We start from the raw sequence: 20,910 nt of genomic DNA, 5'->3' as shown, positions 1-20,910 counted from the left end.
AGACTAGTAAAACTACGCAAATATAATGAGCAAAGATATAGTACAAATATTTGATACAACACTAAGAGACGGAGAACAAGTTCCTGGATGTAAATTAGACACCACACAAAAATTGGTGATAGCTGAACGTTTAGAACTTCTTGGCGTAGATGTTATTGAAGCAGGCTTTCCTGTTTCTAGTCCTGGCGATTTTAAATCGGTTCAAGAAATTGCAAAACTTGTTAAAAACGCAACTGTTTGCGGATTAACAAGAGCCGTAAAAAAAGATATAGAAGTTGCCGCAGAAGCATTAAAATTTGCGAAGCGACCAAGAATACATACCGGTATAGGAACATCAGAATCTCATATAAAATTTAAATTTAATTCTAATAAAGATGCTATAATAGAACGTGCCATTGAGGCCGTTTCATATGCTAAATCTTTTGTAGAAGACGTAGAATTTTATGCAGAAGATGCTGGTAGAACAGATAATGAATTTTTAGCTCGAGTCTGTGAAGCGGTAATTAAAGCAGGTGCAACGGTAGTTAATATTCCTGATACTACAGGGTATTGCTTGCCTGATGAATATGGTGCTAAGATTAAGTATCTGTATGAAAACGTAAATGGTATTGATAGAGCTATCATTTCTTGTCACTGTCATAATGATTTAGGCTTAGCCACAGCAAACTCTATTGCTGGTGTTATTAATGGTGCACGGCAAATAGAATGTACTATAAATGGTATCGGCGAACGCGCTGGTAATACGGCATTAGAAGAAGTTGTCATGATCTTAAGACAACATCCTACCCTAGGTTTAGATACCAACATCAACAGTAAATTATTAAATGACACAAGCCGTATGGTCTCTCAGAAAATGGGAATGCTTGTACAGCCTAACAAAGCAATTGTTGGCGCTAATGCTTTTGCTCATAGTTCTGGAATACACCAAGATGGGGTCATTAAAAATAGAGAAACATACGAAATTATAGACCCTTTGGATGTTGGTGTTGATGAATCATCAATTATATTAACAGCTAGAAGTGGTAGAGCTGCCTTGGCATATAGAGCAAAAATTGTTGGATACGAATTAACAAAAACACAGTTAGACGTAGTTTACCAAGAATTTTTAGTCTATGCAGATAGAAAGAAAGAAATAGTTGATGAAGATATTCATCAAATTATTGAAACAAGCACTATTAATATTGAAAGCATCGCCTAATGAATATTAACATTGCACTTTTACCCGGAGATGGTATTGGACCAGAAGTAATCGCTCAAGCTGTAAAATGTTTGAAAGCGGTAGAAGAAACATTCGGCCATCAATTTACGTTTACTACCGAACTTATTGGAGGCGCAGCAATACTTGAAACTAAAAAAGCACTCCCTGAAAATACTATAAAACTTTGTCTAGATTCTGATGCAGTTCTTTTTGGAGCCATAGGATTACCTGAATATGACAATAATCCTGATGCTAAAATTAGACCAGAAAATGGTTTATTTGAATTACGCAAAGCATTAGGTGTATTTACTAACATTAGACCTGTAGCCGTATTTCCTACGCTACTAAAAAAATCGCCTTTAAAAGAAGCTGTTTTAAAAGGAACCGACTTTGTAATTTACAGAGAGTTAACTGGTGGGATTTATGGCGGAGCACATACTTTAAGTGGAGATGGTACAACGGCTACTGACATTGCTTCGTATACCGAAAGTCAGATTAGTAGAATTACGCATTTAGCCTTTAAAGCAGCAAAAAAGAGAAGTAAGAAAATTACCTTAATTGATAAGTCTAATGTTCTAGAGACTTCACGATTATGGCGTAGAGTAGTAAAAAGAATCAGTGCTAGTTATCCTGAAGTAGAATTAGAATGTATTTATTTACACAATGCTATTATGCAAATGATACTAAACCCAAGTAGGTTTGATGTTATTTTAGCACCGAATCTTTTCGGAGATATTATTTCTGACCAAGCAAGTGTTATTGGTGGTTCTATTGGATTACTACCCTCTGCATCTATAGGAGATGGTATCGCTATGTTTGAACCCATACACGGTTCTTATCCGCAAGCTGCTGGTAAAGATATTGCCAACCCAATAGCGGCTATACTTTCTGCAGCCATGTTGCTTCAACATTTTGGTTTAGAAGAAGAATCCAGAGCTGTTGTATCTGCTGTAAACAAATCATTAAAGAAAAAAATAGTTACCCCCGATATAAGTTCTAAGAGCAAACATGGTACCAATGATGTTGGCGATTTTATTGCGAATAACATTGTTGATACTGATGACAGCCTTACTATGAATTACGAAAATATTGGATTGGGTAAATCCACTATTATTTAAATTATACCCAGAATTAGTCCGTTAGAAGCCTTTCAAATTAAATTTTGAAAGGCTTTTTCGGCTTTACTCATGAGCTAACTCCGTTACTAGTGTTGTAAATTCGGTTTTAAATTCGGCATATTTTTCTCCTGTTGCTGGACCATTAAATCCTGTTTTAATCTTACGTACCACGCCTTGTTTATCAATAAATATAGTTGTTGGATAAGATAGGACATGGTTTAACATTGGTAGTTTCTTTTGCGCTTCTTCTTTATCAGCCGTACCGTATTGCGCTAAAAGAACAGGGTAATTAATACCTACACGCTTCTTTAAACGGTTGATGGACTTATAAGCATCTTCTTCTGTTTTAGCATATTCAAAAGACAATGCAACAACCTCTAATTCAAGCGTTCTATTGTTTTTAAGAAAGTCTACTAAAAACTTGGTTTCATCTAAACAATTAGGGCACCAGGTCCCCATCACTTGTATAATTACTACTTTATCTTTGAAAATTTCATCAGACAATGATAACATCTTGCCTTCCTCATTAGGAAAAGAAAAGTCAAACTTATCATAACCTTCTTTCAAATACGTAAGAGCGTCTTCATCAGGCAATTCAAATACTTCATTCCTAATTGCCGTAAATGGCTCCTTAAAATGATTACCAGAATAAAAAGTCCCCTCTAGTAAACTATCGTTTACTTTGGCTTTAAACAAGAAAGCGTGTGCTCCATCAAATGCCGATAATTTTAAAGAATCTCCATCTAAAACTCCTTCTAAATACCTATAATCACCTGTAGTGGTTCTAAAAGTACCATGGACACTAGTATTATTTTGAACAAAAATACCCTTCCCTATATAAGCATCTTTGGTATTGGGACTAAATTTAGTTTCCCAAATTCCAGATACAGAAGTCTTAGCCTCATTGGCAACTTCAAATCTATTTGTTTTACCATAGGTAGCTATAAAAGGCACTACCCTATCTAAACTTTCTTTAATAAAATCACCTTTTATTGTGCTGTCATCAAACGTACCTTTCAAATACCCTTCAAATACCGGAAGCCTAATAATGATGGTATTATCTACTATATCAATCTCATTAGTATGTATTACTTCATCCCCATTATATATTTCTGCAGAATAGTTAGTATTAGTCTCTTTAATTAGTTTTAAATTAAAAGGAAGTTTTTGATGATCCATAACTTGCAATTCCACCAGCCAATTTCCTTCTTTTAGTGTTTTTTCATCTTCAGTACATGAAAAAAATAATAGTAAAAAACACATAACAAATCCCAACTTCTTCATAATTCCTTCTTTTATCAAGGCCGAAATAACAATTAAATTGTTACAATTAAAAATAAAAAACAAATCAATTAAATAGCTATTGAATGTCTTGACACATTGTTTTATATTTGTTGGCTGTTAGCTGCAAATTATTAAAAACTAATAATAGCAAGGTTTACAAGAATAAAAATCAAAAACCAAAACTAATTATCCGATAAGGGTCTTTAAATATGCCTATATAGTTCTAAATACTAGAACACTACAGTTTATTTAAAACTCGGAATTGAAAATACTATTAAATGAAAATATCTTACAACTGGCTAAAACAATTTTTACAGATTAGCTGGGAAGCCGAACAAACTGCGGAATTACTAACCGATCTTGGTTTAGAGGTAGAAGGAATTGAAGCATTTGAATCTACTAAGGGTGGTTTAAAAGGCATAGTTGTAGGTCATGTTTTATCTTGCGAAAAGCATCCTAACGCTGATAAACTTAAAATTACATCGGTAGATATAGGAGCAGAAAACCCTATACAAATAGTATGCGGAGCAGCTAATATTGCACAAGGACAAAAAGTACCTGTTGCTACTATTGGCACAAAGCTTTACACTAAAGAAGGTGAAGAATGGACTATTAAAAAAGGTAAAATTAGAGGAGAAGAAAGTCATGGAATGATTTGCGCTGAAGACGAAATAGGTCTTGGTGAAAGTCACGATGGTATCATGGTCTTAAGTGATGAATTGATTGCTGGAACCCCTTGTTCTACTATTTTTGAAGTGGAAAATGATACGGTGTTTGAAATTGGCCTTACACCTAATAGAGCAGATGCTATGAGTCATTTAGGTGTGGCTAGAGACTTGAAAGCTGGTCTTAAACAAAAAGATATTCAATTAGAGCTTATTACACCTTCTATAAGTAATTTTCATATTACCAATAGATCTTTAAAGATTGATGTTGATGTTCTTAATAATAAACTTGCGCCAAGATATGCAGGAATAACCATTAACAATCTTACCGTTCAAGAATCTCCTAATTGGTTAAAGAACAGACTAAAAGCAATAGGTTTAAACCCTATCAATAACATTGTAGATGTTACAAATTATGTACTACACGAATTAGGGCAGCCATTACATGCTTTCGATGCTAATAAAATTAAGGACAACAAAATTAAAGTAACAACTTTGGCTACGGGTACTAAATTTAAAACTTTAGACGGAGTAGAAATTGAGTTACACGAAGATGATTTGATGATTTGTGATGCAGAAAAACCTCTTTGCATCGCTGGTGTATATGGTGGTTTAAATTCTGGAGTTACAAAAGACACTACCTCAATTTTTTTAGAAAGTGCCTATTTTGATCCAATTTCCGTAAGAAAAACATCAAAAAGACATGGGTTTAATACAGATGCATCATTTCGTTTTGAAAGAGGTATTGACATTAACAGTGTTGAGTATTGCTTAAAAAGAGCTGCTATTTTAATCCAACAAATTGCGGGTGGCGATATTACATCTGATATTATTGACCTATACCCTAATAAAGAAAAGGATTACCAAGTTTTCTTAACCTATAAAAAAATTAATAGATTAATAGGACAAGAAATTCCACAAGATATTATAAAATCTATACTAGCTTCTTTAGATATAAAACTTAACAACGTTACAGAAACTGGATTAGGTTTAACTATTCCTTTTTATAGAGTTGATGTTCGTAGAGAGGTTGATGTAATTGAAGAAATCTTAAGAGTTTACGGTTATAATAACATAAATTTCAAAGAAAAATTAAACGCATCTGTTGCGACGACAAGTCCTTTTGAAGATTATAAAATACAATCTATTATAGGTGATTTTTTAGCTGCAAAAGGTTTTAATGAAATTATGACCAACAGTTTAACTTCTCCAATATATAATGAACAACTTGAAAAGTTAAAAGAAGAACATACTGTAAAAATTATCAATCCTTTAAGTAACGATCTTTCTGTATTAAGAAGAACATTATTATTTTCTGGATTAGAAGCCATTTCTTATAATAGCAATAGAAAAAGACAGAATTTAAAGTTTTTTGAATTTGGAAAAAGCTATCATAATTACAGCGGACAACAAGAAGAGAATAAACACTTAGTACTCTTCCTTACAGGTAATAAAAATGAAGGTTCATGGATTGCACCTGCTGCTAAAACAAGTTTCTTTACCTTAAAATCTAATGTAGAAAGTATCTTAGATCGTTTAGGTATAAAAAATCTATCTACTGTAATTTCTAAGAGTGATGATTTTTCTGAAGCAATTGCCATGAAGTCAGGAAAAACAGAAATTGTTAATCTGGGTACCGTAAAAAAATCTATTTTAAAGAGTTTTGATTTAAAGAATGAAATACTTTATGCTGATTTTAAATGGGATGAAATTTTAACCCTTATTAAGGATCAAAAAATAGGCTACAAAGAGATTTCTAAATTCCCAGAAGTAAAAAGAGATTTTGCATTACTTATTAATAATGAAGTATCTTTTGAAGATATTCACAACATAGCTTTTGAAACGGAAAAGACAATACTTAAAGAAGTAAGTCTTTTTGATGTATATACAGGATCAAAACTACCAAAAGGTAAAAAATCTTATGCGGTAAGTTTCACCTTAAAATCTGAAAAAGCAACGTTAACAGATAAACAGATTGAAAAAATTATGTCTAAATTCAAGCAAAATTTTGAAACAAAACTTGGCGCAGAATTAAGATAACAAAACACTATAGCACTACAAGTAAAGCTTAATCTTAAGCTTTACTTGCTGCAATGTGATTTACACTATCTATTACATGAATAACACCATTACATTGGTTTGCATCGGCTTTAGTAATAATCGATTGTTGTCCGTATTTATCGGTTAAAATAATATCTAAACCTTTCATGGTTGCAACAAGAATATCACCTGTGATTGTCGTAAATGTTGTTCTTCCTTTACCACTACATAATGCTCTTAATATTTTTGAGGCCGTAAGTTTACCTGCAATTATATGGTATCCTAAAATCGATTGAATTTCTTTCTTGTTTTTAATTTTCACTAAGTCAATAATTCTTGCTTTAGTCGAAGAGTCAAAATTAAAATCACTCGGGGCGAAAACTGTAAACTGAGCTTCACCATCTAATAATGTTTCTAATTCGGAAACATGTACTGCAGCAAGTAATAATTCGTGATTTCCGGAATTTTCAGCATTTTTAAGAATAGATTTTTCAGGATCCATTTTAATATTACTATTTTTTTTCTGCGCGGTAATACTTAGCATCGCAAGCATTAATAGCACTAAAAGAGGGGATTTTAGTTGCTTCATCATTAAAGTAGGTATTATAATTTATACAATTTAAAGTTTTGGGTTTGCATTTCAACGATGAAATACATCATAATAACGACAAGATACACCTAATAATATGTAGTTCATAGTACAGAAAGTGCATTTCATAGAAATTAACATAATATTAACAAGAAATTAGTTGTAATGCTCAAATTTTGGAATTTATTAATTTTGTGAATACCATTTTTTAGAAGCTCTACTCTTTTTATACTTGTTCTAGAATACATTCGAAAAAAAAAAATAAAGTAGCACCAACCTTTTTTCTATACTATTAATACTCTCTTACTTTAGATAAAAAGCTTAAAACTAATCCCCCATAAGCTATACATCGTAATTTTATTATTTAACAAAAGCAGGAAGCGCTTTCGCTAATTAAAGATCCCTAGCAAACCCAAAATAATAAATTAGAATACTAGTAATACTTCCTTATAATAATAATAATAATAATAATAATATCACGAACTCAGGTATGCTTTTTTATACTCCTGTGTAAGAACATGAAACATAAACATTAAGCTTTGAGTATATTTTAGAAAAAGACACCAGTTAGCTGGTTAAAATATACCCTTTTCTATATTCATCCTAATTATTTCAAACACCATTAGTATGGTGTTTTCTTTAAAAAACCACTACAACTAAAAACAGCGGCCTTAGGGCCGCTGTTTTTTAATTAACTCTATATGTTTTGAAAACTACAATTAAATAAGATCATCTAGGCTATTTACCCCTGGGTAACGCTCTGTATTAAAGCCTTCGCCATGCTCCACTCCTATTAATCTACCTAAATCCCTAGCTCTGTAATTTACACTTTCTGTAAAGTTCTTACTACTAATAGGTGTTTCTGGTTCTTTACTTTTTGGATCATAAAACTGAGAACCATAAGCTAAAATAGCTTCTGTTTTCTTTTCAATATATCCTGATACATTTACTATAAAATCTGGTTCTAAATTTTTCCACTGAATGTAATGGTATACTTGCTTAGGTCTCCAAGGAGCTTGATTAGCCGCATCAAACTTGGTATCTATTTTTATCAACCCGCTTAAAAAACAAGCATCACTCACTAATTTACTCCCTTTTCCATGATCAATATGACGATCATCTACAGCATTACAAAGTACTATTTCTGGTTGGTATTTTCGGATCATCCTTATAACAGCCAATTGATGTTCTTTATCATTTACAAAAAAACCATCAGCAAATTCTAAATTCTCGCGAACTGACACTCCTAATATTCTTGCAGAGGCTGCTGCTTCTGCATCTCTAATTTCAGCACTACCTCTTGTACCTAATTCTCCTCGAGTAAGGTCTACGATGCCTACTTTTTTACCAGCAGCAATTTCTTTAGCAATAGTACCTCCAGCACCTAGTTCTACATCATCCGGGTGTGCACCAAAAGCTAATATATCTAATTTCATAATTTAGTTTTAAAATTAATCTGTCGCACTACACAACCAATTACTTACGTTGCAACAGCAATAGCCTGTTCTATATCTTCAATTAAATCTTCAATATCTTCAATACCTAATGAAAAACGAATTAAACCATCTGCTATTCCTTGGTTTTCTCTTTCTTCAGGACTCAATAAACCATGAGATGTTTTTGAAGGCGATAACAGGGTGCTTTCTACGCCAGCTAAACTCATAGAAGATTTGATGAGCTTTAAGGCTTGTTGAAAAGTATAAGAATCTATACTTGCATTTAGTTCAAAAGAAAGCATTCCTCCAAAACCACGCATTTGAGATTTTGCTAATTGATGATCTGCATGACTAGGTAGTCCTGGGTAAAAAACGGCTTGAACATTCTTGTTTTCATACAAATATTCCGACATCTTTTGGGCATTTTCATTTTGTGCCTTTACGCGTATACCCATAGTTTTAATACTGCGCTCTAAGAGCCAAACAGTATAATCACTTAAACTACCTCCAAAATTTTTTGCTAAATGAAATATGCGTTCCATATTCTCTTTTGTAGAAGCCACTGCACCTGCTAAGATATCAGAATGACCTCCCATATATTTTGTTGCACTATGTATTACAATATCAATACCGAAATCTATAGGGTTTTGGTTTACAGGGCTAGCGAACGTATTGTCTATCATAGAAACTAAACCATGTTCTTTAGCAATTGCACTAACTGCTTTTAAATCGGTAATCGTTAGTAATGGATTAGATGGTGTTTCTATATATATAACCTTTGTATTTTCTTTTATTTTAGCAATAAAATCTTCAGGTTTTAGACCTTCTGTAAAAGAATATGAAATTCCGAATTTCTCAAACTCTTCTGTAACTAAATTATAAGTCCCGCCATACAATGTTTTTTGAAGCACAACATGATCACCAGCTCTTAAGAACGCCATGAGCGCTGTACTTACTGCAGCCATACCGCTACCAAAGATCATTGCAGCTTCTGCGTGCTCTAAGGCCGCTACTTTTTCTGATAAGGCAACTTGATTTGGAGTATTAAAATAGCGAGGATATCTTTTAACTTCAACATCATCAAAAGCATAAGACGTACTCATATAAAGTGGAGAAATAGCTCCTTTATACTTTTCATCTTTCAATTCTCCAAAATGTGTACAGATGGTATTGAATCCTGCTTTTTTATTTTCCATAATTGCTGTAGTATCTTATATTAATTAAAGGTCACTAATTTAGTTAGTTTTTTTTATTTTTTAGAATAGTACTTTTTATATTTCCAAAAACTTAATCCGCCTAACAGAGAAACCGCTGCTATGGTATAATAAACAAAAGTTGGTGTAATTACTTGCGCACCACTTGCATAACTATGTAAACCTGCTAAATAAAAGTTTACGCCAAAATAAGTCATCATAATACTTGCAAAGGCTACAACACTCATAAAGTTAAACAACCATCTACTTCGCAAACCAGGCACTAAGCGCATATGTATTACAAATGCATATACCATAATTGAAATTAAAGCCCAAGTTTCTTTAGGATCCCAACCCCAGTAACGCCCCCAACTCTCATTGGCCCATTGCCCTCCTAAAAAGTTTCCGATGGTTAACATTACCAATCCTGTAATTAAAGCAATCTCATTAACTATCGTAATTTCTTTAAGGCTGTATTCTATCCTTTTTTTATTTTTTTCGTTAGTCATCAAAATCAAAACTAAACCAACTACTCCAAGAATCATCCCTACAGTAAGCGGGCCATAACTCCCTACAATTACAGCTACATGGATCATTAACCAATAACTATCTAATACGGGCTGTAAATTTGCAACAGCAGGGTCTATCCAGTTCATATGTGCTACCCATAATAACATTGAAGTAACAAAAGCTGTAGATGCAATGGTCAAATTACTTCGGCTACTAAAACCTAAACCAATACCCATAGTTGCCCATGCTACATACAAAATACTTTCATAAGTATCACTCCATGGTGCATGCCCAGAAACATACCATCGCAAGATAAGCCCCGCAGTATGAAAAACAAATAACATCCAAATAACAACTTTAAACGTTGTCACTCCAATTCTAAGTCCTTTTCTATCTTTAAATATTTGAAAAATTAAAAGAAAGAACATGATGATACCCGCTAAGGCATAATACTTATATAGTTTATTGAAAATATCTGCTTTATTATAAAAAACTTCTGCATTCACCTTATTCTCTGAAGGCAACACCGCTGCCCCATGGTTCTTTTGGTTTTGTTTAAAAGCTTGAAGTAATTTATCTGCTTGCGTATAATCTTTAGTCGCTATTGCCGTTTTCAGAGTCATTAAATAAAAAGGCAAAGCATTACTGATAAAGTTACCGTATAACGTATCACTCACTTGATATTTGCCAGAACGGAATTCTACAGCAGAAATCCATTTGTTATTTTCATCATCTAATAAAGGAAAAACTTTAATGATATCTCCCCCTAAAGCTCGGTTTAATAAGCCCAATCGCAAATAGGTGTCTTTTATATCTGATTGAAACTTATTAGGGTTTGTAGTATTAAAAGCATCATCTAAAAAAGGCTCAAATTTAGTTTGTCCGTTTGCATCAAAGAAATCTGTTGCTTTTACGTAACGCTGATCACTTGGTATTTCTATAATTTTTCTAATACTATCATTTACACCCTTCTTATCTAAGGCTATAAACTCAGTATTGTACCAAATAGAAGGGTTTAACATCATGGATAGCAATACCTGATCTGAATTTAAGTCATTAAATTTATCCTTAAAACTAAGTTTTCGTAACAACTCAGAAGAGTAGGTATTTATAGGTTTCATACGCCCACCATCATCTTGGATTACTAGTTTCCCAAAATGCGAAGCATGCTCTTTAGATACAATGGTTTCTTGCATCATAGAATCTATTTGCTGTGCTGTAGGTGCTGCATTATGCCCATGACCATCGTCATCGGTGTGACCAGATTGAGCAGAGACACTAAAGCTTAACCCGATAAACAATACAATTGTTGAAGCTATTTTTTTCGCATTCAACTTTTTTAAGGAAGCCGTTAAATCTTTAAAGCGTGTTTGGCCAAAAAACATAATTCCCATTAATCCACTATACAGAAGAAAGTAACCAATGTATGTAATCCATGTTCCCCAGAAATCATGGTTTACAGAAAGTCCTGTTCCCTTTTCATCTGGATCAAAATTTGCTTGAAAAAAACGATATCCTTGGTGGTCTAAAACGTGATTCATATAAATATCATAATCAAATGGGCGTTCGTCTTCAATAGTAACTTTACTCATAAAAGAAGAGAATCCTCTTTCTGTTCCTGGATATTTTTCGGCTATAAAGTCGTTTAATTTAATTCCGAAGGGCAATTCATAGACTTTAGACCCATAACGTAAGGAAAAATCTAGCCCGCCAATAGTAACTTTATCAGAATAATTAGCAGAACCCTTACCGCCAAGTAAGGTCTGTTGTATCTTCTCTCCTTTTGTTTCTATTTCTACAACAATGGCATCTCTTGTTTTTTCAGTTACTTCTGCTTCTGGAACTTTTATAATTCCGTAAGAACCTTTCATTATTGGATCAGGAATTACAAATTGCATTCCTGCTGTATTGTATAAAGAGCGTAGTTGTAAGGTTTGTAGGCTATCTTTTAAAAGGGTTCCTTTAAATTGATCTGCCATACGCATAAAATCGCCTTCAAAAGGAGATTTTATTTGGTACTCCCCATTGGTAAGCATAATATTTATAGCGCCATCTGTTGGTTTATTTAGAGCAAATAATACATTATGAATGCTTGCCACTTGCCCGCTTTCTAGATAATGATCATGACGTTCACCATCACCAGCTTCTACAATTTTTAAATATTCATTTCCCTTCTCATCAGGCAACAACCCTTCTTCTGCTCCTTTTATAAATTCTACGAATGAAATTTTAAAAGGCTGACCGTTAAAATCCATTTTCCAAGGCAAACTAGATTTTATACCTTCTGGAGTTACTATAAGATCATCTTCAAGAGGTTTGCGCAAGCGTTCTCCATCAATATCTCCATCAATAGTAGCACTCAAATATGTTTTATCAGAATAGAAAACTTTTTCAGTTTGCCCTTCACGAATAGGCATCATTCCCTCAAAACTTATGTATCGTGTAACGAAAGCCCCTATAATAATTAAAATCCAAGATAAATGAAGCAATAGTACGGGCCACTTTTCTATTCTTAACAATCGATATCTGAAAACATTACCTGAAAAATTGATTACAAAAAATACCATTATAGCCTCAAACCACGTGGTATTGTAGATGTAAATACGAGCGGTATCTGTACTATACCAACTTTCTATAAAAGTTCCTATCCCCATAGAGATAGCAAATGCAATAAATAAAACGGACATTAATCTGGTAGAGAAAAAAAACTTTTGAAGAAGTGCTTTCATGGATAATAACCAATTGAGTTTTGGTCTACAAAAGTACGCCCTTTTAGTACTAAAAGAAAACCTAGCTATTGCAAATAACTGCTTTAAGATGTTAATTATTTCTTATAATTTCTACAGCAATTCTTTCTGAAAGGATTCAGCCTCAATATGCTATATTCTCTAAAATTGTAAATAAAACGAAGAAGTCTCATATTTCTAGAGCAATTTTGCGAAAATTAGTACTTTTGGGTATGATTTCAATTGTTCTTATTGGTACTGGAAATATTGCAACGCATTTTTTTGATACATTCCTGCAATATGACATGCTTAATGTTTTACAAGTTGTAGGAAGACGTAATGAATCCCTACACTATTTTAGTCAGAAAACCGAGACCTGCCTTTTGAGCGACACACTCAAAAAAGCAGATGTATACATTATTGCGGTAAGTGATGATGCTATCCCTGAAGTTTCTTCTAAATTAAAACATGTTACTGGTTTGGTTGTGCACACCTCTGGCAGTGTTTCTATAAACGCATTAAACACTTGTAAAAACTATGGCGTATTTTACCCTTTACAGACTTTTACAAAAGGTAAAAAAGTAGATTTTAGACCTATACCAATTTGTATAGAAGCTGAAAATGAAGATAATTTAAAAACACTTTCTTTTCTTGCAGAAACTATTTCTGACAAGGTATATCAAATTTCTACGGAACAAAGAAGTCATTTACATTTGGCGGCTGTTTTCGTAAATAATTTCACAAATTATATGTACACCATAGGAAACGAAATCTGTGATGATCACAAAGTACCTTTTGAAATTCTAGAGCCTTTAATTAAAGAAACATCTGCTAAAATTCTGACTCTAAAACCAAAAGAAGCACAAACGGGTCCTGCAAGACGCAATGATGTAGCTACTATGCAGCGTCATTTAGAGCAATTAAAGACTAAAGATAAAAAACAGATTTATAAATTACTAAGCGAATCAATTCAAAAAAAATATGGAAAAAAGTTATAAAGAGTACCTGAAAAATATTACCACATTTGTTTTTGATGTTGATGGTGTTTTTACGGATGGTAAGTTACTAATAACTACCGAGGGTGAAATGCTTAGAACCATGGACGTAAAAGATGGGTACGCATTAAAAACGGCATTAAATAAAGGCTACAATGTGTGCATTATTTCTGGCGGTACAAATGAAGGGGTTCGCCAACGCATGATCTCTTTAGGCGTTAAAGATATTCACTTAGGAGCGCATCAAAAAATTGAAATTCTAAATGACTATTTAAACAACAATAGTCTTTTACCTGAACATGTTTTATACATGGGTGATGACCTACCCGATATTCCTCCAATGAAAAAAGTAGGCCTAGCTACATGTCCACAAGATGCTACGCCAGAAGTAAAAGCTATTTCTAGCTATATTTCACATAAAGCCGGTGGTAATGGCTGTGTACGTGATGTTATCGAACAAGTTTTAAAAGTTCGTGGAGATTGGTATGAAAATTTTGATGCTTATAATGCATAACCTATGTGGAACGAAAAATTAAAAAGCCTTACTATAATTTTAGCGTCAGGATCTCCTAGAAGAAAAAAATTCTTTGAAGAACTTGACTTAAAAGTTTCTATCGATGTAAGACCTGTAGAAGAGGTTTATCCCGAACATTTAAAAGGGAGTGAAATCCCTGATTATTTAGCGGTATTAAAAGCATCAAAATTTAAAGAAACACTGAATAAAAATGACGTGGTTATTACTTCTGATACTGTGGTATGGTATAAAGACGAATCTCTAGCCAAACCAGAAAATGCAGAGGAAGCGTACCAAATGCTACGAAAAATGTCTAATGATTGGCACGAGGTTATTACTTCTGTTTGTTTTACCACCGCAGTAAAGCAAGAAGTAGTAAATAGCACCACCCTTGTAAGATTTAAAGAGTTAAGCGACGAAGAAATTTGGTATTACATAAATACTTACAAACCTTTTGATAAAGCGGGAGGTTATGGTATTCAAGAATGGATAGGCCTTATTGGCATAGAAGAGATTAAAGGTTCTCATGCCAATGTCGTTGGCTTACCTACGCATTTAGTACATAAAATGCTTATGGATATGGTTAACTAAGCTTATTTCTTTAATTTTAAAATAAATATTGAACGTTATGATGAAGTGGATGAAATTTGAGTTCTTACTAATTATTTTCTCGCTAAGTGTTATTAGTTTAGAATCTTGCGCCCAAAGTGAGAAAAAAGAAAAGCCTGAGCAGACCACTACAGCAGAAAAAGCTAGCACAAAAACTAAGAAAAATTTATCTGCAGAATTTAAAACGTATTGGTATTCAGGGAATGCCGAAATTACTTCATATAAATTAGACCAAGCTAGGTATGGCGAAATGCGAGGTGGTAATGCTGTTTTAATTTATGTAACCGAACCTTTTTTAGCAGATAAACAAGTAAAAGCAGATGGTAGCAATCCTACCAATATTCCTGTTTTAAAACTGAACAGCGTTAAAAACTATATTACAGGAATCTATCCATATTCCTTAATGACGAGTAGTTTTTATCCTGTTCAAGACGATACACACGCAGTAAAGTTATCTTTTTCTGCTCAAGAATGGTGCGGACACATCTATGCACAATTAAATAACAGAGAACAATTTGAGCTTGTATCGCATTCTTATTTTGAAAGTGAAGCAGATCAAGAATTCAGTTTAGAAAAAACAATTCTTGAAAATGAACTCTGGAATAAAATTAGAATAAACCCGGAAAATTTACCTGTAGGATCTTATGACGTAATTCCTTCTTTGGAATACATCAGACAAACACACAAAACACCAAAAGCATATCCTGCTACTCTGAGTCTAGAAGCTAAAAATGACACGTTACAAACGTACACATTAACGTATCCAGAATTAGAACGCACTCTTAAAATTGACTTCACAAAAGCGTTTCCACACACCATAGAAGGGTGGTCGGAAACTTATATTAGCGGCTACGGGAATAAAGCAAAATCATTAACAACAACAGCTATTAAAAATAAGACAATTATAACACCATATTGGCAACAAAATAAGAATAGTGACTTATTTTTGCGCGATAGTTTAGGATTATAATTTATGACAACTTTTTTTATTCACCATCAAGAAGAATTTCTAAGATCTTTAATCACCTTTATGGTGGTCTTAATTTTAAAATTTGTCTTCACAAAAGCTGTAAAAAAAGTAGCGAAACTAGGCGATTTTAACAAGGTTAGAACCAACTTAATCATCAAATACATTTCTATTGCTTTAACCATTATATCTGTAGCAGTGTTAACGTTAATATGGAGTGTTAACTTCAAAGATTTAGGCGCATTACTGGCGTCAATTTTTGCCGTAATTGGTGTTGCTTTATTTGCACAGTGGTCTATTTTAAGTAATATTACTGCTGGGGTAATCATCTTCTTTTCGTACCCGTTTAAAATTGGAAACACCATCCGTATTTTTGACAAGGAAATTCATAAAACAGATGAAAATGGAGAAGAAACCTTTGTAATCGAAGATATCCGTGCCTTCCATTTACATTTAAGACGAAGAAATGGAGAAATATTAACGTACCCTAATAGCTTAGTATTACAAAAAGGGGTTGCCTTAGTACAAACCTATAATGAAGATACTCAGGATTTGTAATTAACCCTGTTAAAGAAGTTTTAAAAAATTGCACTCTAGCAGTTAATCTTTCTATATTTGAGTGCCAACTAAATTCAACAATCAATATATGCGCAAAATAACCACGTTGTTTGCATCAGTTCTACTATTATCAAATTTCACATTTGCTCAAGCACCGAAGAAAAGTTCTTCTTCAGATATTTACCATTCTCTTGAAAAATTAAACTTCTTAGGAAAGGCTTTATACTTAGCTGCCCATCCTGATGATGAAAACACACGGTTAATCTCTTATTTATCAAATAATGTAAAGGCCAAAACGGCCTATTTATCTCTTACAAGAGGTGATGGTGGGCAGAATTTAATAGGTACAGAATTATCAGAATTATTAGGTGTATTACGAACGCAAGAGTTATTAGCCGCTAGAAATGTTGATGGCGGAAGTCAGTTTTTTACTCGAGCTAAAGATTTTGGATATTCTAAACATCCTAATGAAACCCTTAAAATATGGGATAGAGATCTTGTTTTAAGCGATGTTGTTTGGGTCATTAGAAATTTTAAACCAGATGTAATTGTAAATCGATTTGATCACAGATCTCCAGGAAGCACACACGGACACCACACTTCTTCGGCAATGTTAAGTTTTGAAGCCTTTGATTTAGCAGGCAGCGCAACTAGTTACCCCGAACAACTTTCACAAACAAGTACATGGCAACCAAAGCGTTTGTTTTTTAATACGTCTTGGTGGTTTTACGGAAGTCAAGAAAAATTTGATGAAGCGGATAAAACAAATTTATTAAGTGTAGATACAGGTATATATTACCCTAATTTAGGGCTCTCCAATAACGAAATAGCAGATGTTGCAAGAAGTCAACATTTGTGTCAAGGTTTTGGAAGACTTACTTCTAGAGGCTCAGAAACAGAATATATAGAACTTTTAAAAGGAGATTTACCAGAAGACAAAACCAATCTTTTTGACGGAATTAATACAACATGGAGTCGTATAGACGGTGGTAAAGCCATCGGAGATATACTTTACAAGGTTCAAGAAAATTTCAATTTTAAAAATCCTTCTGCCCATCTTCCAGAATTAATTAAAGCTTATAAATTACTTCAAAACAGCAAAGACAAAGATTGGAAAGAAGATAAAGAAAAAGAATTATTAGCCATTATTGAAGCTGTCACTGGTCTTTATTTGGAAGCCTCTGCAACTGCTGCTTCTGCCGTTCCTGGAGAAAGTATTGACATCGCTATCGAAGCTATCAATAGAAGTACTGTTAGTATGCAATTACAAGCACTAGAGCTAAATCCTGATGAAGTGGTCATTGATGGTACGCCACTGAAAAATAATGTTGAATACAAAAATACATTAGTATTGAATGTACCTGCATCTGAAAATTATACGAATCCTTATTGGTTAAATGAAAAAGGAACACTTGGAACCTATACGATAAAAGACCAAGAACTAATTGGTAAGCCAGAAACCCCTAGACCTTTTCATGTTTATTTTACTTTAAACATTGAGGGAGAAATCATTACTATAAAAAAACCTGTAATTTACAGATACTCTAAACCCGATAAAGGAGAATTATACCAACCTTTTGAAATAGTTCCTGCCGCTACCGCCGCTATAAAAGATAAGGTCTTAATTTTTGCTGATGGAACTCCAAAGCAAATAACTGTACTTGTAAAAGCACATAAAGATGCGGCAGAAGGAAGTGTAACCTTAGCACATGCAATAGGTTGGACAATTGACAATCCTACACAAGCTTTTACTATCGCTAAAAAGAATGATGCACAGACGCTTATTTTTACTGTCACTCCGCCTTCAAATCAAGATGAAAGTTATATTACTCCCGTTGTAAAAATAAATGGTCAGGAAATTGCTAGAGAATTAATCACGATAAACTACGATCACATTCCGCAGCAAACGGTATTAATGCCATCAGAAACAAAGGTGGTACGCTTAAACATTCAAAAAGCAGGACAACATATAGGTTATATTGTAGGTGCTGGAGATAATGTTCCTGAAAGTTTAGAACAAATAGGGTATACTGTGCATAAGATAGATCCCGCAACTATTTCAAATGCATCCCTAAAAAAATATGATGCCATTGTTATGGGTATAAGAGCTTACAACGTACTGCCTGAATTAAAATTTAAACAAAAAAATCTTTTAGATTACGTAAAAAATGGTGGTACCATGATTGTGCAATACAATACTGCTGGTAGGTGGGATGAGCAATTTGAAAACATTGCCCCTTTTGACCTAACCTTGTCTAATGACCGTGTTACTGATGAAAATGCTGTGGTAACTATTTTAGCTAAAAAACATTCTTTATTGAATTTTCCAAATAAAATAACTAATGACGATTTTAATGGTTGGATTCAAGAAAGGGGATTATACTTCCCAAAGGCCTGGGATAAAGCATTTACCCCTATCTTAGGAATGCATGATGAGGGAGAATCAGAAAAAAAAGGAAGCTTACTTGTCGCTCCTTACGGAAAAGGAACTTATATTTATACAGGACTTAGTTTCTTTAGAGAATTACCGGCTGGTGTAACAGGTGCTTATAAATTATTTGCCAATATGTTATCAGTAGGAAAGTCTACCATAAATACTGATAAAAAATTAAATGATTAAGGGCCATGGAAAATAAATTTACTTGGAAAAATGAATATTCCGTAGTCTTAATATTAAATATTATTTATATCATAATATTTTACTTCATCATGACAGGAAATAGGTAGTATGGAAGCGATTGATTGGAGTATTTTAATTGGAACCTTAACTTTTATTGTGGGTTATGGTGTTTGGAAAACAAAGGGGAGTAAAAATGTTAAGGATTACGTCTTAGGCGGTAAAGAAGCTAATTGGGCTACTGTTGGTTTATCTGTGATGGCAACTCAAGCCAGTGCAATTACATTTTTATCTACTCCGGGACAAGCATTCCATGATGGGATGGGATTTGTTCAATTTTACTTTGGTTTACCGTTAGCCATGGTTATCATATGTATTGTTTTTGTTCCACTTTATCATCGGCTAAAAGTATACACCGCTTACGAATTTTTAGAAACACGTTTTGATGTTAAAACACGAACGCTAGCCGCTTTATTATTTTTAATACAGAGAGGTTTGGCTGCAGGGATTACTATCTATGCCCCATCTATTATTCTATCTGCTGTTTTAGGCTGGGATCTATTAACCCTAAATATAATCATTGGGACTATTGTAACTATTTATACCGTTTCTGGTGGTACTAAAGCGGTAAACGTTACACAAAAGCAACAAATGTTTATCATTATGCTTGGTATGTTTGTGGCATTCTTCTATATTCTAGGCTATTTACCAGAAGATATCACCTTTAGTAAAGCCTTAAAAGTTGCAGGAGCAAGTGGAAAATTAGATATTTTAGATTTTAGTTTTGACACCTCTAAAAGATATACTTTTTGGAATGGGATTACAGGAGGCCTTTTCTTATTCTTAGCTTACTTTGGAACAGATCAGAGTCAGGTTCAGCGCTATCTCTCAGGAAAATCAGTAAGAGAAAGTCAGCTTGGGCTTATTTTCAATGGCATACTAAAAATTCCTATGCAGTTCTTTATTTTACTTCTAGGTGTTTTGGTTTTTGTTTTTTACCAATACAACCCTTCTCCATTAAATTTTAATCCTGCTGCGACCACTGCAGTATACAATTCTAAGTATGCTCAAGATTATAAATTATTAGAACAAGCACATGATGAATTGGCAATTGAGAAAAAAATTGCGCAAGATGAATTTTCAGCAGCATTAGATATTAAAGAGTATGATGCCACTATGGAAGCAAAGCAACATATCATCTCTGTAAATGCTAAAGATAAAAAAAACAGAGCTGCTGCTCGTGAAGTAATTAGTGAGGCAGCCCCTACTATAGAGACTAATGATAAAGATTATGTCTTTATCCATTTTATTTTAAACTATCTACCAAAAGGACTTATAGGTTTACTACTTGCTGTTATTTTATCTGCAGCTATGTCCTCTACGGCATCAGAACTAAATGCTTTAGGTACAATTACCGCATTAGATATTTTTAAAAGACATACTGAGAAAAATGGTGAAAAACCCCAAGAGTACTATGTTGCCGCATCTAAATGGTTTACGCTTATATGGGGCGTTATAGCCATTTGTATTGCATGTGTCTCTAATTTATTTGATAACTTAATACAGTTAGTAAATATTATAGGTTCCATTTTTTACGGCAATGTACTTGGTATTTTCTTACTAGCCTTTTTTGTTAAATTTGTCAAAGGCAATGCTGTTTTTATAGGGGCTATAATTACGCAATTTTTAGTTATTGCCACCTATTACTTCTTCATTTACATTATGCCTGAGGGAGAAGAAAAAATAAGTTACCTTCTTTTAAATTTAATTGGTTGTTTACTGGTAATGGGTATTTCAATTTTTTTACAATTGTTTGATAATATCCTTAAGACACCGTCACTAGAAGCATAAAAAAAAAGCTTCATAACACGTTATGAAGCTTTTTTAAATT

Annotated in this window: 15 protein-coding genes; 10 read left to right on the top strand and 5 right to left on the bottom strand. The window is 33.4% G+C overall.

All coding sequences use genetic code 11. The annotated features are described in order from the left end of the window. The first annotated feature begins 25 nt into the window (after positions 1–25). Both CELAL_RS16880 and leuB read left to right on the top strand, forming a co-directional pair. Positions 26–1,198 carry a 2-isopropylmalate synthase gene (locus CELAL_RS16880; protein ID WP_013552096.1) on the top strand — a complete coding sequence of 391 codons (1,173 nt, stop codon included), beginning with the start codon at positions 26–28 and terminating at the stop codon, positions 1,196–1,198. Next, the gene (gene leuB / locus CELAL_RS16875; RefSeq protein ID WP_013552095.1) at positions 1,198–2,316 is read left to right on the top strand and encodes a 3-isopropylmalate dehydrogenase; all 1,119 of its coding nucleotides are present in this window, start codon (positions 1,198–1,200) and stop codon (positions 2,314–2,316) included. Before CELAL_RS16880 ends, leuB begins: the two co-directional genes overlap by 1 nt. A gap of 63 nt (positions 2,317–2,379) precedes the next feature. Here leuB and CELAL_RS16870 read toward each other — a convergent pair whose 3' ends face one another. Beyond that, the gene (locus CELAL_RS16870; protein WP_013552094.1) at positions 2,380–3,600 is read right to left on the bottom strand and encodes a peroxiredoxin family protein; all 1,221 of its coding nucleotides are present in this window, start codon (positions 3,598–3,600) and stop codon (positions 2,380–2,382) included. A 278-nt stretch (positions 3,601–3,878) separates the two neighbouring features. On the opposite strand from CELAL_RS16870, the gene pheT reads away from it, so the two are divergent. Further along, positions 3,879–6,305, top strand: coding sequence for a phenylalanine--tRNA ligase subunit beta (gene pheT, locus CELAL_RS16865; protein WP_013552093.1), 2,427 nt, complete (start codon positions 3,879–3,881; stop codon positions 6,303–6,305). 34 nt (positions 6,306–6,339) lie between these two features. Here pheT and CELAL_RS16860 read toward each other — a convergent pair whose 3' ends face one another. From CELAL_RS16860 to ccsA, 4 genes are all read right to left on the bottom strand, one after another. Then, complete coding sequence (locus CELAL_RS16860) at positions 6,340–6,897, bottom strand: fasciclin domain-containing protein (protein WP_013552092.1); 558 nt, start codon at positions 6,895–6,897, stop codon at positions 6,340–6,342. A 716-nt stretch (positions 6,898–7,613) separates the two neighbouring features. Then, complete coding sequence (gene bshB1 / locus CELAL_RS16855; RefSeq protein ID WP_013552091.1) at positions 7,614–8,330, bottom strand: bacillithiol biosynthesis deacetylase BshB1; 717 nt, start codon at positions 8,328–8,330, stop codon at positions 7,614–7,616. 44 nt (positions 8,331–8,374) lie between these two features. Then, positions 8,375–9,526 carry a trans-sulfuration enzyme family protein gene (locus CELAL_RS16850; protein ID WP_013552090.1) on the bottom strand — a complete coding sequence of 384 codons (1,152 nt, stop codon included), beginning with the start codon at positions 9,524–9,526 and terminating at the stop codon, positions 8,375–8,377. A 53-nt stretch (positions 9,527–9,579) separates the two neighbouring features. Next, entirely contained in the window at positions 9,580–12,762 is a 3,183-nt protein-coding gene (ccsA, locus tag CELAL_RS16845; RefSeq protein WP_041557783.1) for a cytochrome c biogenesis protein, read from the bottom strand. 230 nt (positions 12,763–12,992) lie between these two features. On the opposite strand from ccsA, the gene CELAL_RS16840 reads away from it, so the two are divergent. The 7 genes from CELAL_RS16840 to CELAL_RS16810 all read left to right on the top strand — a co-directional run bounded on the left by CELAL_RS16840 (position 12,993) and on the right by CELAL_RS16810 (position 20,870). Then, the gene (locus CELAL_RS16840) at positions 12,993–13,757 is read left to right on the top strand and encodes a Rossmann-like and DUF2520 domain-containing protein (protein ID WP_013552088.1); all 765 of its coding nucleotides are present in this window, start codon (positions 12,993–12,995) and stop codon (positions 13,755–13,757) included. Continuing rightward, on the top strand, positions 13,741–14,268 hold the full coding sequence (locus tag CELAL_RS16835) for a KdsC family phosphatase (RefSeq protein WP_013552087.1): 528 nt from the start codon (positions 13,741–13,743) through the stop codon (positions 14,266–14,268). The genes CELAL_RS16840 and CELAL_RS16835 overlap by 17 nt, the downstream gene beginning before the upstream one ends. Before the next feature lie 3 nt (positions 14,269–14,271). Continuing rightward, the gene (locus tag CELAL_RS16830) at positions 14,272–14,859 is read left to right on the top strand and encodes a Maf family nucleotide pyrophosphatase (RefSeq protein ID WP_013552086.1); all 588 of its coding nucleotides are present in this window, start codon (positions 14,272–14,274) and stop codon (positions 14,857–14,859) included. A 37-nt stretch (positions 14,860–14,896) separates the two neighbouring features. Beyond that, on the top strand, positions 14,897–15,847 hold the full coding sequence (locus tag CELAL_RS16825; protein ID WP_013552085.1) for a hypothetical protein: 951 nt from the start codon (positions 14,897–14,899) through the stop codon (positions 15,845–15,847). 3 nt (positions 15,848–15,850) lie between these two features. Then, positions 15,851–16,402, top strand: a complete 552-nt coding sequence (locus CELAL_RS16820) for a mechanosensitive ion channel domain-containing protein (RefSeq protein WP_013552084.1) — start codon at positions 15,851–15,853, stop codon at positions 16,400–16,402. Between the two features lie 88 nt (positions 16,403–16,490). Beyond that, positions 16,491–19,022, top strand: a complete 2,532-nt coding sequence (locus tag CELAL_RS16815; RefSeq protein ID WP_013552083.1) for a PIG-L family deacetylase — start codon at positions 16,491–16,493, stop codon at positions 19,020–19,022. A gap of 108 nt (positions 19,023–19,130) precedes the next feature. Beyond that, positions 19,131–20,870, top strand: a complete 1,740-nt coding sequence (locus CELAL_RS16810) for a sodium:solute symporter (protein ID WP_013552081.1) — start codon at positions 19,131–19,133, stop codon at positions 20,868–20,870. The last annotated feature ends 40 nt before the right edge of the window (positions 20,871–20,910 follow it).

Source organism: Cellulophaga algicola DSM 14237, from assembly GCF_000186265.1.
Classification (GTDB): domain Bacteria; phylum Bacteroidota; class Bacteroidia; order Flavobacteriales; family Flavobacteriaceae; genus Cellulophaga; species Cellulophaga algicola.
This window is presented reverse-complemented; position numbering and strand designations above follow the sequence as displayed.

What these genes read in the sequence shown, in the direction of transcription:
- CELAL_RS16815 (WP_013552083.1), top strand. Translation starts at nt 16,491, where the DNA reads ATGCGCAAAATAACCACGTTGTTTGCATCAGTTCTACTATTATCAAAT.
- CELAL_RS16850 (WP_013552090.1), bottom strand. Translation starts at nt 9,526, where the DNA reads ATGGAAAATAAAAAAGCAGGATTCAATACCATCTGTACACATTTTGGA.
- bshB1 (WP_013552091.1), bottom strand. Translation starts at nt 8,330, where the DNA reads ATGAAATTAGATATATTAGCTTTTGGTGCACACCCGGATGATGTAGAA.
- CELAL_RS16820 (WP_013552084.1), top strand. Translation starts at nt 15,851, where the DNA reads ATGACAACTTTTTTTATTCACCATCAAGAAGAATTTCTAAGATCTTTA.
- CELAL_RS16840 (WP_013552088.1), top strand. Translation starts at nt 12,993, where the DNA reads ATGATTTCAATTGTTCTTATTGGTACTGGAAATATTGCAACGCATTTT.
- CELAL_RS16835 (WP_013552087.1), top strand. Translation starts at nt 13,741, where the DNA reads ATGGAAAAAAGTTATAAAGAGTACCTGAAAAATATTACCACATTTGTT.
- CELAL_RS16870 (WP_013552094.1), bottom strand. Translation starts at nt 3,600, where the DNA reads ATGAAGAAGTTGGGATTTGTTATGTGTTTTTTACTATTATTTTTTTCA.
- CELAL_RS16825 (WP_013552085.1), top strand. Translation starts at nt 14,897, where the DNA reads ATGATGAAGTGGATGAAATTTGAGTTCTTACTAATTATTTTCTCGCTA.
- CELAL_RS16830 (WP_013552086.1), top strand. Translation starts at nt 14,272, where the DNA reads ATGTGGAACGAAAAATTAAAAAGCCTTACTATAATTTTAGCGTCAGGA.
- leuB (WP_013552095.1), top strand. Translation starts at nt 1,198, where the DNA reads ATGAATATTAACATTGCACTTTTACCCGGAGATGGTATTGGACCAGAA.
- CELAL_RS16810 (WP_013552081.1), top strand. Translation starts at nt 19,131, where the DNA reads ATGGAAGCGATTGATTGGAGTATTTTAATTGGAACCTTAACTTTTATT.
- CELAL_RS16860 (WP_013552092.1), bottom strand. Translation starts at nt 6,897, where the DNA reads ATGATGAAGCAACTAAAATCCCCTCTTTTAGTGCTATTAATGCTTGCG.
- ccsA (WP_041557783.1), bottom strand. Translation starts at nt 12,762, where the DNA reads ATGAAAGCACTTCTTCAAAAGTTTTTTTTCTCTACCAGATTAATGTCC.
- pheT (WP_013552093.1), top strand. Translation starts at nt 3,879, where the DNA reads ATGAAAATATCTTACAACTGGCTAAAACAATTTTTACAGATTAGCTGG.
- CELAL_RS16880 (WP_013552096.1), top strand. Translation starts at nt 26, where the DNA reads ATGAGCAAAGATATAGTACAAATATTTGATACAACACTAAGAGACGGA.